The organism is Komagataeibacter melomenusus, from assembly GCF_013155395.1.
Lineage (GTDB): Bacteria > Pseudomonadota > Alphaproteobacteria > Acetobacterales > Acetobacteraceae > Komagataeibacter > Komagataeibacter melomenusus.
On the sequence record NZ_JABJWC010000008.1, the window covers coordinates 100,814 to 118,138 of the forward strand.

General features: G+C 54.2%; 13 protein-coding genes and 1 pseudogene. 2 read left to right on the forward strand and 12 right to left on the reverse strand.

The window, feature by feature from the left end; translation table 11 throughout:
• Window positions 1-85 precede the first annotated feature (85 nt).
• The 5 genes from HNW77_RS05350 to HNW77_RS05370 form a co-directional block, all read right to left on the reverse strand.
• Window positions 86-2,848: an AAA family ATPase gene (locus HNW77_RS05350; protein ID WP_172155869.1), complete on the reverse strand. Its 2,763-nt coding sequence runs from the start codon at window positions 2,846-2,848 to the stop codon at window positions 86-88.
• Window positions 2,849-2,986: 138 nt separating this feature from the next.
• Window positions 2,987-3,982 (reverse strand): restriction endonuclease, encoded by a 996-nt coding sequence (locus HNW77_RS05355; RefSeq protein ID WP_172155871.1) that lies wholly within the window; start codon window positions 3,980-3,982, stop codon window positions 2,987-2,989.
• Window positions 3,983-4,560: 578 nt separating this feature from the next.
• Window positions 4,561-5,406 carry a hypothetical protein gene (locus HNW77_RS05360; protein ID WP_172155873.1) on the reverse strand — a complete coding sequence of 282 codons (846 nt, stop codon included), beginning with the start codon at window positions 5,404-5,406 and terminating at the stop codon, window positions 4,561-4,563.
• Complete coding sequence (locus HNW77_RS05365) at window positions 5,400-7,109, reverse strand: ATP-binding protein (RefSeq protein ID WP_172155875.1); 1,710 nt, start codon at window positions 7,107-7,109, stop codon at window positions 5,400-5,402. The genes HNW77_RS05360 and HNW77_RS05365 overlap by 7 nt, the downstream gene beginning before the upstream one ends.
• A gap of 296 nt (window positions 7,110-7,405) precedes the next feature.
• Complete coding sequence (locus tag HNW77_RS05370) at window positions 7,406-8,161, reverse strand: TIGR02391 family protein (RefSeq protein ID WP_172155876.1); 756 nt, start codon at window positions 8,159-8,161, stop codon at window positions 7,406-7,408.
• 417 nt (window positions 8,162-8,578) lie between these two features.
• Between HNW77_RS05370 and HNW77_RS05375 the strand changes: the two genes are divergently transcribed.
• Window positions 8,579-9,765 (forward strand): IS3 family transposase gene (locus tag HNW77_RS05375; protein WP_172155878.1). Its coding sequence is split into 2 segments (ribosomal slippage): window positions 8,579-8,849 and window positions 8,849-9,765, totalling 1,188 coding nucleotides; the frame shifts between segments, so codons are not numbered across the junction.
• A gap of 773 nt (window positions 9,766-10,538) precedes the next feature.
• Here HNW77_RS05375 and HNW77_RS05380 read toward each other — a convergent pair.
• The 7 genes from HNW77_RS05380 to HNW77_RS05410 all read right to left on the reverse strand — a co-directional run bounded on the left by HNW77_RS05380 (window position 10,539) and on the right by HNW77_RS05410 (window position 16,996).
• On the reverse strand, window positions 10,539-11,504 hold the full coding sequence (locus HNW77_RS05380) for a quinone oxidoreductase family protein (RefSeq protein ID WP_172155879.1): 966 nt from the start codon (window positions 11,502-11,504) through the stop codon (window positions 10,539-10,541).
• Between the two features lie 45 nt (window positions 11,505-11,549).
• Entirely contained in the window at window positions 11,550-11,951 is a 402-nt protein-coding gene (locus HNW77_RS05385) for a nuclear transport factor 2 family protein (protein WP_172155881.1), read from the reverse strand.
• Window positions 11,952-11,992: 41 nt separating this feature from the next.
• Entirely contained in the window at window positions 11,993-12,733 is a 741-nt protein-coding gene (locus tag HNW77_RS05390) for an SDR family NAD(P)-dependent oxidoreductase (RefSeq protein ID WP_172155883.1), read from the reverse strand.
• An 89-nt stretch (window positions 12,734-12,822) separates the two neighbouring features.
• Complete coding sequence (locus tag HNW77_RS05395; RefSeq protein WP_172155884.1) at window positions 12,823-13,395, reverse strand: TetR/AcrR family transcriptional regulator; 573 nt, start codon at window positions 13,393-13,395, stop codon at window positions 12,823-12,825.
• Between the two features lie 53 nt (window positions 13,396-13,448).
• Window positions 13,449-14,081 carry an FMN-binding negative transcriptional regulator gene (locus HNW77_RS05400; RefSeq protein ID WP_172155886.1) on the reverse strand — a complete coding sequence of 211 codons (633 nt, stop codon included), beginning with the start codon at window positions 14,079-14,081 and terminating at the stop codon, window positions 13,449-13,451.
• A 152-nt stretch (window positions 14,082-14,233) separates the two neighbouring features.
• On the reverse strand, window positions 14,234-14,881 hold the full coding sequence (locus tag HNW77_RS05405) for an SOS response-associated peptidase (protein WP_172155888.1): 648 nt from the start codon (window positions 14,879-14,881) through the stop codon (window positions 14,234-14,236).
• Between the two features lie 12 nt (window positions 14,882-14,893).
• Entirely contained in the window at window positions 14,894-16,996 is a 2,103-nt protein-coding gene (locus HNW77_RS05410; protein ID WP_172155889.1) for an ATP-dependent helicase, read from the reverse strand.
• Between the two features lie 157 nt (window positions 16,997-17,153).
• Here HNW77_RS05410 and HNW77_RS17660 point away from each other — a divergent pair.
• A pseudogene (locus HNW77_RS17660) lies at window positions 17,154-17,325 on the forward strand (damage-inducible protein); the annotation flags it as partial.

The window sequence follows — 17,325 nt, forward strand, 5'->3', positions numbered from 1 at the left end:
GAAAAGCAGCCACTCGCCTGCAACACGCCTTCATTCCTGCCGCGCAAGTCCCTGTCCGATTTCCCAAAAATTCCGTTCGCATGCCTCACTGCTGCTGCGACAGCGTCTTGTAATATCGTCGGGGCGCGCCAGGCGCAGGCTCGAAGGTGAAGCAATCACAATAGTCGTCAATGGCTTGCATCACGCCAAGCAAGGACGGGCCGGAGAACGCTGCAGTTTGGCCAGTACCCCAATGACTTAGGAAATTTCCGACAATCGTTATCATATTGGTGTTAAGACCAACTTCCTGTGCCGAGGCCAGCGTGAGTATATTGGCCGCCTTGTGCAGCTTAACCGCAGCTTCGATCGCTTTCAGAAACTCATGTGACAGGTGCTTGTCGTCGTTAAAGGCGATATCGACCGGCACAGGGATCCGGAGTTTGCTGATGAGATCACTTAATCGGTACTCCAGGTATTGCCGCACTCCTTCCTTGGCAAAGTCGACCTGACCAGCCTGAAGCATTGATATTGTGCGGTCCCGGACCTTATTGACTGCTCCGGCTTGCGGAAGGACGGCCACTTGGGGCGATCCTTCTATTCGTTGATGCCACCACGTTCCTGTGCCGGTGTGCTTGTTAAAAAGCTTCTCAAGCATGGTGTCATGGCTCAAGAGTATGACCTGTGGGCCTGCGGCGTTGCCAGGCCGCGCAAATGTTGTCCTGATAAGTTCAACAAGAAAGTTCTGATGACCGGCATCAAAGCTTGACGTCACGTCGTCGAGCACGATGAATTTCGGCAGACCGCCGTAGAGTGATGCGGCGGCCAGATAGAGCGATATAGCGAAGGCGTTCCGAAAGCTCTCGGAGAGGAGCGCCTGCGGAGAGACATTCGTCAGCCCATAGAACTGGGCAAGGTTAATGCGGAGTTCCTCGCTGTTCACCTTCTTAGAGACAGCTGGTTCCACTCCGTAGAACGACATCTTCTTGAAATAGCTTTTGAAGATGGGTTCGACTGCCGCAAGCCGGGCGCTGCTCATGCCAGCCTCAGCTGTCGCAAAGGCGCTGGATGTGCCCTTCAAGAAGCTCCTGATCCGGTCGACGCAATCTTCCCTCGCTTGCTCAGCAACCAATGCCTTCTGTGACAGATCGAGCTTGCTCCAATTCTCCTGCAGACGTCGCGCGGTCTCCACCTTCTTGGTAACTTCCACCGATGACGGTGGCAGTTCCCTTTCGAACTGGGCCTGTTCCCTCTCGAGCTGCTCATCAAGCTCCGTTGCTTTCGAGCGCAACGTTGCCAAGTATTGCACCAAAGTCTCTGCTTCAGCCTGTGTGATTGTGCCAGATCCGGCACGGGCCTGGTGCCCTGCGAACAGGCGTTTTTCTGGAACGGTCTCAACGACTGCTTCAAGCTGTATTAGCTCTGTCCACCCGGCTTCATTCCATTCGGCCGCAAGAAAGGCGGTTGCTTTGTCCAATGCTTCAAATTCGAAAAGCCTGAAGGCGAGGTGTTCTTTCAGGCTACGGGGTGCCTTTCCATCACAGAGCGGGCAAAGGTGCGTGTCCTCCCACTGTCCACTTTCGATAACGTTTGTACCGGCTTGATAAAGCTGGAGCATCAAGTCGCCAGCGGTTCTTTCCAATGCCTCCGCCCGTTCGGCCGCGCGAGTAACCAACAGCTCGGCACGTGCCGTGTCGGGAGCGTCGTGGTTGACCTTTGCGAGGCTTCCACGCTCGCGAATACAGGCACCGAGCCGTTCGCGCTTCGGTCCACCCTCGGCATCTTTGATAGCCTCAATACAGGCATCGATGTTGATGGTATCGAACGCCTTTCCCTGGCACACCGGTTTGAGCGGGGCGATCTGGGTCAGCGCTTCATTACACTTTTCTTTTGCAGTCGTCGCATCCAATGTTCCGATGGCGGTACCAACCAGTGTTTCGTAGTCGTTGGCGATCGCCCTTGATAACTCGCCTACTGCCCGTTCCTCACGGGTTTTAGCTTGTGTATGGGCAGTGATGCCGAAATGACTGTTGAAGGCGCGAGTGTTTGCCAACCCCGCCAGTGCTTGGCGAAGGTCGCTGTATGCAGATAGGCCGAGAAGCCCAGAGAAGGTACGCCCGCGAGCCAGCGGTGCAGCCTCGATGAATTTCTGAAATGTCGGACCGTCAAGAAATACGAACTCACGATTGAGCCCAGCCAGTATCGCTGTCGCGTCCCACGGTGTGGGGGCACTAACCGCGCGCTGCCCCAATGAGTTCCGAATTACCGTGATCTCGCACTTTTCGGAGCCTGGTTCAGCGACGAGTTGAAGCTTGATGGTTGATTGCCCGGTAGAATGAAAGCGATTCTGGTAATAATCCTTGTCCCGTTCGGTAGCAGGAAGGTCGTCGAGCCAAGGCAGCTTTCCGGTAATCGCATAGCGCACTGCGTCGTAAACGGACGACTTTCCAACACCGTTGACCGCAGAAATGCTGTTGACTTTGGTCGGGTGAAGTTTGAGTTCGAGCGGCTGACCTTCGTTGTTCACGCCTCTGAATCCCTCGATTAAGACGCCTTCGAGGAGCCAACCCGTCACGGTTGGGGGCGGAGTGGGCAAAGATTGCACGACCGCTGGCGCATTGGGGTTTGCTGCCGCGGTTTGCTCATGAGCCGTAGCAGCTGCTTCCGTTGCTGGCGGTGTGACGCAGATATCGAGTAATCGATCCCATATTTCCTCGGCCTTGTACTTTCCATCGAGCAAGATCGGAAAGCGGTCACACAGATCTGCGGCAAGCGCCGCATCCAATTGGCTGATATGGCTTCCGAATGCAGATAGATTTTCGTCAAGACTTGCATTCTCGTCGAACTCAAAAGCGCCTTCGCGTGCAGTCATAACAGCCCCTAATTTCCCGAAAATATTGTGGTATTCTCGATCTATACGCATGCGTTCTATCATATATACCGGCGAATGACCTGCAATTTTTGTGATTGCGTCTCACTGAAACAATACAAAATGTCGATATGTGGCAATTTACAACGAGACAGCAGCGTCCCATGTCTTTGCCAATACTTGAGAGAAATTCATGTTCCGAACTGCTTCACGTATGTCATGACCTGTAAGCGGTATAATCAATGTCTCTTCACGGCTACCTCTTAGCATTTCCTTTGTGATCGTTTCAGAAAACCCGTTCCACGAAATCAGAAAACCTAGTGTTGCTCTCCGACTACGATTTTCAACTTTAGAACGAAATACGACAAATTCATTTTTTCCGCATTTCCCGGACCAATTCTTACACTCAGCGAGAATAATTGCTCCTTCCCGTTTGAAACGGGAATCTTCACTTCCATTTACAATAGAAATATCAATTTCCTCAGTCTCAGTAAGTATGCGCTGAGTGACTGACATGCCAGGAACTGTTTCAAATAGTCGGCTACAAAGTTCTTCTAAAGAACGCCCCTTATCCTGATTTGTCGATGCGGTTTCTACAGCGTCAACAAGATTATCTAGACTTTCTGATCCCCAGCCTGATAGGCGGGCGGCTATTTCTGATATCCGCTTGCCAACTTCGTCCGACGCAGCAGTTGCAGCTTCTTCGACTTGATGGCTAACTTTGAGTATAGCAGCGTAGGCCAAACTCAAATTGGTTTCGGTTGTCATTATTTCGAAACGTAGCGCGATATACGCCCCATCGTCATCTTGATAGGTTATCGCAACGTCGCCACAAGATTTTTGCCGTGCCTCTACGGCTCGACGGACAAGATCAAGATACTGTTCCAGACCAATCGGAGAATACCAATACTTGCGCGTCCATGTATGATCGGCTTCCCCGACCAAATTCGCGCCACGTCGGTAGATGGTGCCATTCCACTCGATTTTATGGATGCTATCTTCGATAGTACCGATTTGAAATCCGCAACCATCTGGAATATCATTTACATTAAGATTTTTTAGGACAGAAACTGGCAACACTGCCGGTTCCTCCTCATCCAATCCCCGTAAAATCTGCCGTGCTTGCGCCGCGTTCATTTGTATTCCTTTTGAAAGTCAATCAAATACCGATCGTGAAACGTGCCGAGATTAACTACTATCTTTTTGAGAAAATTACGTGGCCAAGACGATTGGATCCAGAGAGAGGACATCACGTCAACTTCTTTCGAGACGAGTGCTGAATCGCTCGTGTCCGCTTTGCGAGAATGGGTTCTGAAGTCCATACGTCCGAGATGAAGCGGAACCCTCCTGTCTGCTTGACTCTCGCTAAGCGGACCAACCGCTTCCGCCCTCTTCTCAGACATATTTTTTTGAAACGAACTTCCACATAGCGGACGTAATTCGGCTAAATCTGAGAGCCGGATTACCGAAGCGCAGGAAGCGTACGTCGGACCGCCGATCAACTTGCATTTCTAAACAGGCTTTTAGGCTCAGGACCCATTGATTTGATTGCGGAAATCTGATTCAGCCTCTGTGAGGAGACTGAATCACAACCTGCCGCTCATATCAATGGGTCCTGACCCTAAGCCGGCCCATTATGGTCTGCCTGTTACCGACCCGTCCCCTTCCTGATTTTGCCGCATGCAGCGACCCCAAATGCATAAGACAAGTTGCAATTATGGCAATGGTGTCAATGGCCCGCTGACAAGGTGAGCGCGATAGGCGTCATTTCTCATGACGGCCTCGTAAAACAAATGTTGCCAACTGTTTGGCGTTGGATGGGCCTGACCTTTCTGCCAGACTTCAATGTTCTGGATGACATCCAATTCCTTAGCGCGCAAGTTGGTCACATTGCGGAGCAAGCGCCGGTGTTCATTCCGGAAAAAGCGGATGTAACGGCGGGCGATTTGGAGTTTCTGCAAATGCGATTCAACCAATTGTTTTTCGACAGTCAGCAGGTCGGGGTGAGGTTCAAGCGTAAAAGTTGGCGTCGTGAACGGAGGATCGATAGTCAGTTGGATAATCTGCTCCAGAGAAAAAGTGTCGAAATAGGGATGGATGAAAAAGCGAGGTGTTGCCGCGTTGCCAGTCTTTTCTCCCTTACGGCGTTGGCACGGGTCACACATCGGCGTCAGATTGGCTGGCGTTACCGCGAATTGAGGATATTTTCCTTTTGGAAGATAATGGTCGAGAGTTTCCGTCACTGCAGGACTCCCGCATGACGGACAAATGTCCAGATCGTGATCCCGCAAACTTTGTAGCATCTTGCCCTGTGATGACCCATCAGCAGGATGGCTGTATAGGTTCTGGAATGTTTTTGTCTTCTGCATGATCGCAGACCATTCGCGAATGTGCTCTGGCGAGCCTCCGTGGGTCAAATAGTCTTTGACGCGCTGCTTCCACTCGTTGGCGATACCGTTAAAAAAGGTTTTGTTTGGTTCGTGTGTGCGTTCCGCCACGATTTCATCGATGAGAGTAAGATGGTCAGCGGCGGATACGGGTAGTGGTAGGTGCATCACCATCCCTCGCGCTCCATGCCCTGAATCTGGATCGCGAGCTCCTCGTTGATATCATTGCCAAGCGCCGCAATGAGAGCTTCGGCCGAGCCGAGCTCTTCCAGTTTGTTTTCGATCCAGCGTTCAAACGGCTTGGAGGCTTCGCTGTCGCCGAAGACATAGGAACTGATACGTTGCATGTCACCGCCAAAGGTTTGGAAAGGCGGGGTGCGAATTGAGAGACCATCTTTGGTTCGTGCTAAGACATGCACACACTCGCTTGGAACTTCACGGACTGTGACGAGTGAGTGCGTAGCAAGCAAAGCTTTAGAGTTGAAGCGATCAAGGATCGTCTTCAGCATGTCGATAAACTGGATTTCCAAGGTCGGATGGAGGAATAACTCAGGTTCGTCGATGAGGATCAAGCTGTCACGCCGGATTGCCCCCAGAATATTGATGACAATAAACGAGAATAGCTTTTGACCGGAGCTTAATTGAACGATTTTGCTATCGCGGAAAAATGTCACGCCGTCGGCGGCGTTAAAGGCGCTTCTGACCTTATCTACGTTAAGTTCGTTGATCCGGTCAGAGCTGATTGGAAGATAGCGCCGGTCATCGAGATCAAATGACAGATCGTCGATGGGAGTGCTGTCGGAATAGAATTGCTTAGCGGGTCCAACCGCTTCGCCCACATTGATAGCGGCATAGTCGAAGGCGAATGCTGTTCGAAGCACGCGCTCGACAGTCTCCAGCTTGTTTGCCCAACTACGAAGTCCTTTGTAGCGAATATCGTCTGTCAAGCAATCAAGCAATGAAGCTGCTGCGTTTTTCTTCGGCGCCTGATGGGTTAGGGAAATTCCGCCTAAACGTCCAGGCTTTCGACTGACAGATCGGCCACGGAAGCCGAAATATCGATAGATATCTTTGTCTTGCAGTTCTTGTGTTTCCAGGTCAACTGGAAAGCGCTCAAACGGACTATAGGAAACGACCACCACCTGACTAAGATTTGGTTTCTCAACGAAGCCTACTTTACTTGCCTGCTTTTCAGGCGTGGTGTTAAGCCAGTCCTCAACCATCTGATGCAGGATCTGGGATTTTCCGACGCCATTGGGACCGATCAGGACATTAACATTGTGCGGGAGAATGCTGATCTGTTTGAATTTCAGGCTGAGGGTAGACGTATCGCCAAACACATCTTTGAACTCGAAACCGAGATCCAGGACAGACATGGCTTCAGCCGAAAATAGCTTCCAGCCATCGAGATAGGATTTGGTCTCGCCTCGTTCGCGTAGAAGTGAATCCTGGAATGGTTGGCTGTCAATTAGGCTGAGGGCAGCCGGGTCTTGTTGAAGGTGGATGAGGTAGCTGGCATCGCGCATTACGACAGCAGCGTCTCGCGCGGTGTCTAAACTCAGTCGATCTCGCAACTGTTCATAAAAGGCGACTTCGTTTGGAAGCGAGAGATAATTCGTATTTGGGATCGGAAAGACTCCGTCCCAGTTCCCTTTCAAGAGCCCGTCGAGGTAGGTTTGGCTGGTGGAAGCACCCTCAATCATTAGTTTCAGGGGACCGAGTTTAACGATTTCCCCCGATATTCGGCAGGTTGTCGCAAAAGTAGTCTTGTTGCCATAATCGTCCCAATTATTAGCTAATAGTTCGATTACGTCACCTGCAAGCTTTGGCTCAGGTGTGTGACGCTGACTTGGCCTTCCAAGATAGACTATCTTCATGAATTCTTCTGCTTTTCCTCAATCAATATACAGTTTACGAAAACCTTGGTGATTGGTCCAATTATAGCATAACAAGGCGGCCATGCTCATTGGCTCAACCATTTCGACCAGCCATGTGAGCATTTACATCGGGAACACTTTGGTCAAGATGAAGGCATAAATCAGACGCGTGGCATCTCGAGCCATCAATATACTCCAGGACGCGGCGCGCAGCGCAATCGACGATATTTGTTTCAGTTAGGCCTGCGCCGCAGGATATGAACCAGGTCAATCATATTATGATATAATTTAAAAATCTATTGTGTATGTAATAAATTATCTAAGATGCGCAATAAATTGTTTGCAAATAAAATTACTTCCATGGCTTCATTTGAACTTGGCAATTCGATCTCTCTGTGAACAGCCGGATTCCTATAATATCCAACCGCACCAGAAAAAAGAAACATGACACTCTCCTGCTCAGATTTCGAAGAGCTGTCACTTTCATTGAAATTTGAAAGTTTTAATTTTCCCCTATCTACAGAAAAAGCTTTTTTCATTAATGATGTTGAGGTATCCGATGGCAATAACCCTGATTTCTCTCTAACTTTTATCTCAACCCACTTCATGGATTCTGTAATGGCATTTATATAATTTCCGTTTTCCCATAATGACCACACGTTATCCTGCAATACATCATGCAAAAAAGATTTATTAATACGAAAGCTAGAAATATAAGTAGAAATATCTGACTCAAGATCAAGAGAAAGAGCCCTTTCTCCCAACTCCCTCTCCTCACTATGGCTATTCCATTCTATTCCGGCATAACGATCTATGTATCTTACTATTAAATAGTTGCTTTCCAAAAACGTCCAAGAGTTACCAATTCTTTTATTATAATCAATTCTATTTTTTGAGTAAGAATCAGACGTGGATATTTTCATCATCAATTCGTGAATTGTAAACTTATTGGTTCCGAAGTGTTTGTATATGAATTTTAAAACAGATTCGGCAACCTGCTCCAGCGTTGCATTTAGAAAGAAATCTGAATTAAAGACATTCTTCGTTGACATTTAATTTGCGCCACAACCGGTTTCTGATGAATAGTTTAGAATTATTATACTACTATGATTAACACCATCATTTTTCTAAGTTATTTTTCCCAAAATTCTAAGCACATACAAAATCTATATACAATAGATCGATCATAAAAATATCCGCTTTTCTCATTCAATTATCGAATAGAAGAGTTTCCATTTTGTCTTCATATGACTGCCCGGTTGACTTCTTATCCAGTCCGACAGCCGACATTCCGCAATGCCTCCTGAACTGCCCGTCTGCTCAGTGATGCCGGAGCAGACGGGCGGCATACGCCTCATTCGAGACCTGTAGAGATCTTTTTTGTTTTCCGTATAGCAGACATGAGAAGTGGTCCCCATTTTTCGGACAGGGCGATAAGCTATCATCTGGCCTGAACGAGGACGGGTTTTATGGGCAAGGTTACGCGGAAACGGTATGCGGCGGAGTTCAAGTCACGGGTTGCCCTGGAGGCGATCCGTGGCGAACTGACACTGGCGGAGTTGGCGTCGAAACATGGCGTGCATCAGACGATGATCGCCCAATGGAAGCGCCAGGCGATCGAAGGCATGGCAAGCCTTTTTTCTGGTAAGTCAGTAACGGAACCTTTAGTCAGCCCTGCTGATGTAGAGAAACTGCACGCCAAGATCGGCCAGTTGCTGGTGGAACGGGATTTTTTGCGGGATGCCTCTGCTCGGTTGGGCGTGATCAGAGGCGGCAGATGATTGACCCGAAGCGAGCGCGTCTGCCGATAATCCGGCAATGCACGCTGCTGCAACTCAACCGGTCGGGCGTCTACTATCGGCCTGTGCCACAGAGCGAGGCCAATCTGGAGCTGATGCGGCTGATCGACGCCCAGTTCCTGGAAACGCCGTATTATGGCTCACGGCAGATGACATGGCATCTGCGCCGCCTGGGACATGAAGTGGGCCGCAAGCGGGTCCGGCGGCTCATGGCGACCATGGGCCTGCGGGCGATCTACCAGAAGCCGCGCACGACCGTGCCCCATCCGGAACATCGGAAATATCCATATCTGCTACGGGATCTGGTCATCAATCGGCCTGACCAGGTCTGGTGTTCCGATATCACATATATTCCCATGAAACGGGGATTTCTCTATCTTGTGGCGATCATGGACTGGTTCACGCGCAAGGTCCTGTCCTGGCGTCTGTCGAACACGATGGACGTGGAGTTCTGTATCGAGGCGCTACAGGATGCCCTCATGCGCTATGGCGCCCCGGACATTTTCAATACTGACCAGGGGTCGCAATTTACGACACCCCGTTTCACCGGGATACTGGAAGAGCGTCAGATCCGCATCAGTATGGACGGGCGTGGGCGATGGCTGGATAACGTGTTCATCGAGCGTCTGTGGCGGTCGCTGAAATATGAATGCGTCTACCTGCACGCGTTCGAGACCGGATCAGAACTGAGGGCCGGGCTTGGCAGATGGATCGCCCACTATAACGAAAGGCGTCCGCATACGGCGCTGGCTGGACGAACGCCCGATGAGGCGTATCATGACGTGCCGACGCCATCTGGTCCGGGGTTAACCCCGGACCAGATGGCCAACAGCAACGCCGTCAGAATGGCGGCATAACAACAACCGGGTATAGCTTATCAAGCCCACAAAACTGTCCGAACGGACGGGACCATGTGTATGCGCAGTTTATTCGGAAGTGCAGGCTCTTGTCGCTCTTTCATTCGCTATGTGGGTCATTACCATGCAGAGCTATAAGTCATTCTTCAAAATCGTCAGTTCCATATTTGCTTTTGGCCAGATTATACGTCAGATGAGTTATGTGAACATTCTGTTCATCATATGCTTCATTATTACTATCTATTCGGTCCCGAGAGGGCTGAAGCATTTTATTCTTTGTTCCCGGCAACAGAGCAGGATTTTCGACCGCAGCCTTCTTATGCGGTCTTCGGCAAAAGGCCATTGATCGTCATAGGCCTTTTCCTAAAAAAGATAAGGGAGATAAGGGAGATAAGGAGGATGTTGTCCCGCTACGAGTAGAATAACCTCTTCGATTCAACGAAATTTAAACACCATTTTCCGAGTTTTTCGTGACAAAATGCGAGGAGGGTCTGGAACTGATCAGGAAGGAATAGAGGGACGAATGATCTTCATTTCGGTTATTTATTACTTTGTTTCAGTGCACCAAACGCTGACATGGATTTGACAGTTCTTTCCTGTTTGCTCCGATGAACTGCATGACGCAGTATGAAATGGTCATAGTATCCGTTTTCTTACGATCAGGGTATTCCGGCTCAGAATCACAGGTCCCATAACGTGACCTGATATAACGCAAAGAAGCATTCAGGAACGCTCTACTCCGCATCCCTGAATAATCCCGGCTTCTCCATTTTTTACGGAATCAGCAGGAGCTTGCCGGTCGTCTTGCGGCTTTCCATGTCGGCATGGACGCGGGCGGCGTCGGCCAGCGGGTAGGTGCCGCCGATGTGGATCTTCATCTTGCCTTCGATGATCCAGTTGAAAAGCTGCGCCGAATGGGCACGCAGCAGGTCCGGCGTATGGATGTGATCCAGGAAGACCGCATAGCCGATCTTGATGCTCTTCGGGATGCTGGTGATCTCGATCGGGCCGGGACCACCCAGCACCGGACCAAACCAGCAGAGCGTGCCGGAGCGGCGGAGAGCATCGAGCGACGCCCGCCACGTCACAGGGCCCGTGCCGTCATAGGCGACATGCACGCCTTCGCCGTCAGCCAGACGCACGACTTCTTCGGCAAAATTGCCGCCAGCATCCACGATGATATGATCGGCACCGGCCTGACGCGCGATCTCGACCTTCTCCTGCGAGGACACCCGGCCGATGACCTTGCCGCCCCGGATCTTGATGATCTGTGTCAGCAGCAGGCCAACCCCGCCAGCCGTCGCGTGGACCAGAGCAAATTCACCCGGCTGGATCGGATAGAAATCGGTCGCGAAATGGCTGGCTGTCAGGCCCTGCATCATGACGGATGCGGCTGTCTGATCGTCAATCGCATCGGGAACGGGCACGAGTGCCGCCGCCGGAATCACGGTGCGATCGGCATAGCTGCCGGGGGAATAGACCCAGGCCACGCGCTCGCCCGGCCGAAAATCCTCAACATCTTCGCCGACGGACAGGACGCGGCCCGCGCCCTCGACGCCGAGGATCTTCGGATCGGCTTCTGTCCAGAACATCCCGCGCCGGACGCCGGTATCCATGAAGTTCACGCCGGCCGCGGCCACATCGACCAGAACCTCACCGGGCCCCGGCACCGGGTCGGGCCTTTCGACCAGTTCAAGAACCTCGGGGCCACCCGGTTCGCGCATTACGATAGCGTGCATGTCAGTCTTCCTTGGAATGGTTCAATAAAAGGGATGTGTGTCAGGTCACGACTGCGGAGCCGCAAGCGGCTTCGTGGCGTTCAGGGCCTCGCGGGCGGACTGGCCGTCGCTGTAATCGTGCCAGAGAACGATCCGGCCATCGCGGACCTCATAGGTCGCCATGTTGGGGATGGCGGCAGATTCGCGACCCGGCAGGGCCAGGTGATGGATCTGTTCAGCCAGCACGATCGCGCCGTTGACGGCCTGATGGATCGTCTCGAAGCGCACCTGCGCGAAGGTCTCGAAGACCCGCTTCCAGACCTTCACGACGTTCTCTTTTCCGCGCACTTCAGGATCGCCGTGGTTGGAAAACACAATGGTGTCGTCAAAGAATGTCCCAATCAGGTCCGCATCCCTCTTTTCGAAGGATGCGACGAACTGCCGGACTGTTTCTCCTGCATCTGACATCTGGACTGTCCTTTGCTGGGAATGGTTCCGGTCGGCCGGGATCAGGCGGAGTAACCGCCGTCGATCGTCAGCAGGGAGCCCGTGATGAAGCTGGATTCAGGGCTGGCGAGATAGGACACGAAGCTCGCGACTTCCGTATCCGACCCCAGACGGCCGAGTGCCATGCGCGGACGCAGCATGTCGCGCATCGCATCGTTCTTGATGTTGTCGGTTTCGGTCGGGCCGGGCTCGATCGCATTGACGGTGATTCCGCGCGGTCCGAGATCGCGGGCAATGGCGCGCGTCATGGAGCTGACGGCTCCCTTGGTCATCGCGTAGGCAAAGGAGCCAGGGAATGCGGTGTAATGCGCGACCACGCTGCTGTTATTGATGATCCGGCCGCCTTCCTTCATGTGCGGAGCGGCTGCCTGAATCGCGACAAACGTGCCGCGCACATTGACGGCGAACATCCTGTCGAAGGTGTCGAGCGCGAATTCGTCCACCGGGCCGCCGAGCACGATGCCGGCGTTGTTCACCAGAATATCGAGACCGCCCAGCTCCGCGACCGTGCGGGAGACGGCAGCCCTGATTTCGTCGGCACTGATGTTGTCTGCCTTGATGGCGAGGGCCTTGTCCCCCGTCGCAGTGACTTCGGACGCGACCTTGTTGGCTTCATCGGCTGAGGCGGCATAAGTAAAGGCCACGGCTGCACCGTCTGCCGCGAGGCGTCGGACAATGGCAGCGCCGATCCCGCGCGATCCGCCGGTAACAAAAGCAACTTTTCCGGTCAGTGAAAGGCTCATTGTTGAAAACTCCTGGTCGATCTGCTGGCTGTTCATTTATGGTTATGGAACGAACAGTCAAATAAAGAGCAAAAAAGGGGGGCTTTCGCCTAGCCAAGACAGCGCAGGGCCATCTGTACGGTGGCGCGCAGGTCGTCGTGTGTTGCGCCCCCCCGTGCCATGACTTTCAGCCCGATGAACGTTGCATTGATGAACCGTGCGGCATCCTTCGGGTCGATCTCCGGCGGAATTTCGCCAAGATCCTTGCCGCGCTGGATCGTTGCGGCAAAAATGTTCTGCAGGCTCGCGGCCGATGATTTGCCAATTGCGGCCACTTCCCGGTCACGTCGGCCAAATTCGCATATTGAGCCTACGCCAAGACACATGGTGTCATCCTGAATGCGGGCCGCGAAGCCCAGCAGGGCGGCTTCAATTCCGGCCAGAGGAGAACCGGCCGACTGGAGTGCTGCCGCGATCTGTCCTACACTGTCGAAGCAGTAGTGCTGCAGCGCTTCAAGATACAGCGCATGCTTGTCCCCGAAAGTGTCGTATAGGCTCTGACGGCCGATCCCCATGCTTTTGACGAGTAATGCGGTCGACGTTCCTTCGTACCCATAGGTCGCGAAAGTCTTCGTTGCTGCAGCCAGAGCTGCGTCCCGATCAAATGCCTTGGGTCTTGCCATGTCCTGACATATCGACGTTCTGGAACGATATGTCAAGAACTGGAAGCGCTGTCTTATTTGCCATCCAGCGGAATCATGCCGGCAACTGCACGATCCAGCGGATCGCTGCTTTCCGCCAACCCATGGGCGACGCCCGCCCGATCCTCGGCCGAGCGGTTCTGGCTCATCTTGCGCTTGCCCACCAGCCGGGTAATCGGCAGGCGCAGCCCGACGATGCCCTTGAGTTGTCCCTGAATAAAGGGATCCGGCGCATCCGTGACATGCCACGGCGCCTTCTGGTGCACTTCGTGCCGGTCGGTCAGGCGCGAGACGACATCGAGCAGGCGGTTCGCATCGCTGAAGAACTCTACCGGACCGAATGCCTGAACAGCTTCGTAATCCCAGGTCGGGACGACCTTGTGGTTGACCTGCTTTGAAGGATACCAGCCAGCGCTGACATAGGCGTCCGCGCCCATAAAGATTGCCAGCGCCTCGCCCAGCACGGGTTTCTGCCATTGCGGGTTGGGCTTGGCGAGATGCCCGTAAAGCACCCCCAATTCGCCCTCGTCCGGGTCCAGAAACATTGGCAGCGGTGTTGCGATCGGCCCCTTGGCTGTCGCGGTGACAAACTGCGCCAGACGGGCGTTGCGGATGATCGCACGCAATGTAGCAGGGTCGTCTTCTCGAAAAGCAGCTGGAATGTGCATGGATTATCCCTGGGGTTTTGGGAGGGCTGCGCAAGACTGGACCATCATTTACATCCAGTTTCTATACATTTTAACAGATGCTGGAACTGCAACTAACTCCTGTCGCATCCGGAACCGATTAGCGGACTGACCGGAGTCCCCGCCCGTTGCAGTCATTCCAAAGGCCGCGGAGGATCGACACAAGCAAGCATGCCATCCGACAAGGGTCGTTGAAGACGTAAAGCCTCGCCGACAGGCGCATTCATCCAAACATCCAGTTCGTCCGGTTGTGTCAGAATGACGGGCATAGCCTTCGGATGGATCGCGCCCACTTCCTGATTGGCTTCGGTGGTCAAAAACCCGTACAGATCATCCGTCGTCTCGCCGTCCGCCAGTTTCCGCACGGACGTCCATCGACACCAGATGCCGGCAAAGAAGGCCAACGGCTGTCCATCATTCCGCCCAAACCAGACGGGCCGCGATTTCCCATCAGGCAGACGCTCCGGTTCCGAGAACGCCGTCAGCGGTACCAGACAGCGATGTGCCACGCCCTCCCAGCGCTTCCACCATGTCGAGGTCGGGTTGCGGATATTGGTCACACCCCGATCGACTTTGTGCCCCTTGAGGTAACCGGGCGGTGTCGGCATGCCCCAGCGGGCCATGAGCAGTTCACGGCCATTCTCGCCATTCCGCACAATTGGCGCCATCGTGTTCGGATAGATTTCGGGCTGTGGCTGGAGATTACCCGTGCGGTCCTCAAGGACTTTCGCAATGTCCCGGATCGCCTGCGGGTTCGACGTCATGGAATAGAGATTGCACATCCACCTGCTCCCTTACGACCACATGCCGCGCAGACGGGCGGCCATGTCGATCCGCACCGACTTCGCCGCTTCCTGCCGGGCCTGCTCTTCCGGCTTCACGACCGGCCAGGATACGAACTGAAACAGGGACAGCATGTCCCGGTCGATGAAACGGGTGCGTGAGGCATAGACATGCCTGTCACCCCTGCTGTGCTGACCGTGCACATAGAAGCGCTGCGGCACCATGATATCGAGACTGTCCTTCGCCCGCGTCATGGCGACGTAAAGCAGCCGGCGTTCCTCCTCGATGTCGTCCTGCTCGCCTGTCGCAAGATCGGACGGAATGCAGCCGTCGACGGCGTTCATCACGAACACGTTCTTCCATTCCTGCCCCTTGGCGGAATGAATGGTCGAGAGGATCAGATAATCCTCATCCAGCAGCGGCACGCCGGCCTGATCGGATGTGGCATCCGGCGGGTCCAGCGTCAGTTCGGTCAGGAATTTTTCCCGTGACGGGTACCCCCCGGCAATCTGCTCCAGCTGCACCAGATCGGCCAGACGGGTGGAGGCATCCTCATGTAGCCGCTCCAGATGCGGCTCATACCAGTAGCTTACAGCCGCGATCTCGCCCGGCCAGCCGACCTGATGGCCGCCAAGAGCCGTGAGCAGGTTCACAAACCCTGTCCAGGCCTCGCCACTGCGCTGCGGGGCTTTGACATCTTTCAGCGCCTCGAAAGGATGGGCACTCTCGCCCATCGTATCCAGCACGCGCCGGGCCGAGGTCGGCCCCACGCCCTGCAGAAGCTGCAGGCATCGGAAGCCGGCAATGCGGTCGCGCGGGTTCTGGGCAAAACGCAGCAGAGCCAGCACATCCTTCATATGGGCGCTGTCGAGAAACTTCAGGCCGCCGAACTTCACGAACGGGATGTTGCGCCTTGTCAGTTCCACCTCCAGTGTGCCGCTGTGGTGCGAGGCCCGGAACAGCACCGCCTGTTCCTTCATTGGCGTGCCGGCCTCCCGCTCTTCCAGCACACGATCCGCGATATAGTTCGCCTGGGCCGTGTCATCCCAGATGGTGACCAGTCGCGGCTTTTCATCCGAGGCCCGTTCAGTCCACAGATCCTTGGTGAACCGCTCGGCTGCTTCCCCAATCACCGCGTTGGCCGCATCCAGAATGGGCCTTGTCGAGCGATAGTTCCGGTCCAGCGTCACGACGCGCGCTGGAGGATTAAAGGAAGCCGGAAAATCGAGGATGTTGCGCACGGTCGCGGCCCGGAAGGCATAGATACTCTGCGCGTCATCACCCACCACCGTCAGCCCGCGCCCATCCGGCTTCATGCCCAGCAGGATCTCCGCCTGCAGCCGGTTCGTGTCCTGATACTCGTCGACCAGCACATGATCCCATTTGCCGCCGATATCGGCCGCCAGCACTGGGTCGCTGACCATCTGTGCCCAGCACAGGAGCAGATCGTCGTAATCCAGCACACCCTGTTCCTGCTTGGCCGTGACATAACCGGCGAAGAGCTGTCTGAGCTGCGCGTCCCACCCCGCGCACCACGGATAATGCTTCAGCAACACGTCAGCGAGCGGTGCGCCGGAATTCACCACACGGGAATAAATGGCCAGACACGTGCCTTTACCGGGAAAACGCTTTTCGGTTTTCGAAAACCCCAGATCATGCCGGATCAGATTCATCAGATCAGCGGAATCCTCGCGGTCATGGATCGAGAAGGCCGGGTCCATGCCAATCTGCTGGGCATATTCCCGCAGCATCCGGGCGCCGATGGAATGAAACGTCCCGGCCCAGGCCAGCGCGTCGGCCAGAGGACCAGCCTTGTCGCCGAGCACTGTTTTGCAGATCCGCTCCACGCGCCGCGTCATCTCGACACTGGCCCGACGCGAGAAGGTTAGCAGCAAAATGCGGCGCGGATCGGCGCCCGATGCGATCAGATGCGCGACCCGATGGGCCAGCGTGTTGGTCTTGCCCGATCCGGCCCCGGCGATGACCAGCAGCGGGGATGAATCCGCCCCGCCCGGCGAGACTCCGGTCCCGTGCGTGACGGCCTGTCGCTGCGCGTCATTCAGACGGGACAGATAATCGTCGCCGTTTGAGGCGGGAGAAGTCTCTGAATTCAATTCCTTAAGCTACCTTCACCAATAATTCCGGGTGGTTATGCGTCCTGCATCATGCCTGAGGCAGTGCGAATTTGCATTGACTTCCATCGCCGCATCAGAACAAATCACGAACATATAATCATGAAATGCGCCTGCACAAGGGACATCGAGCCGTGAAATGACTGCTGAACTCAATAAAAAACCCGGTCTGGAGACGCTGCGGGCCGCGATCAGCCGTCTCGAAGGGCACAGCGACCGACGCCGTAAGATGCTGCCCTTTGGCGTGCGCGAGATCGATGCGCGTCTGCCGGGCGGGGGGCTGGCGCTGGGAGCGCTGCACGAGGTGGCGG

Excerpts from the sequence above, each read along its gene's own strand:
- HNW77_RS05360 (WP_172155873.1), bottom strand. The coding sequence starts at position 5,406 with ATGGTGATGCACCTACCACTACCCGTATCCGCCGCTGACCATCTTACT.
- HNW77_RS05380 (WP_172155879.1), bottom strand. The coding sequence starts at position 11,504 with ATGCACGCTATCGTAATGCGCGAACCGGGTGGCCCCGAGGTTCTTGAA.
- HNW77_RS05390 (WP_172155883.1), bottom strand. The coding sequence starts at position 12,733 with ATGAGCCTTTCACTGACCGGAAAAGTTGCTTTTGTTACCGGCGGATCG.
- HNW77_RS05350 (WP_172155869.1), bottom strand. The coding sequence starts at position 2,848 with ATGACTGCACGCGAAGGCGCTTTTGAGTTCGACGAGAATGCAAGTCTT.
- HNW77_RS05405 (WP_172155888.1), bottom strand. The coding sequence starts at position 14,881 with ATGTGCAATCTCTATTCCATGACGTCGAACCCGCAGGCGATCCGGGAC.
- HNW77_RS05370 (WP_172155876.1), bottom strand. The coding sequence starts at position 8,161 with ATGTCAACGAAGAATGTCTTTAATTCAGATTTCTTTCTAAATGCAACG.
- HNW77_RS05395 (WP_172155884.1), bottom strand. The coding sequence starts at position 13,395 with ATGGCAAGACCCAAGGCATTTGATCGGGACGCAGCTCTGGCTGCAGCA.
- HNW77_RS05400 (WP_172155886.1), bottom strand. The coding sequence starts at position 14,081 with ATGCACATTCCAGCTGCTTTTCGAGAAGACGACCCTGCTACATTGCGT.
- HNW77_RS05365 (WP_172155875.1), bottom strand. The coding sequence starts at position 7,109 with ATGAAGATAGTCTATCTTGGAAGGCCAAGTCAGCGTCACACACCTGAG.
- HNW77_RS05355 (WP_172155871.1), bottom strand. The coding sequence starts at position 3,982 with ATGAACGCGGCGCAAGCACGGCAGATTTTACGGGGATTGGATGAGGAG.
- HNW77_RS05385 (WP_172155881.1), bottom strand. The coding sequence starts at position 11,951 with ATGTCAGATGCAGGAGAAACAGTCCGGCAGTTCGTCGCATCCTTCGAA.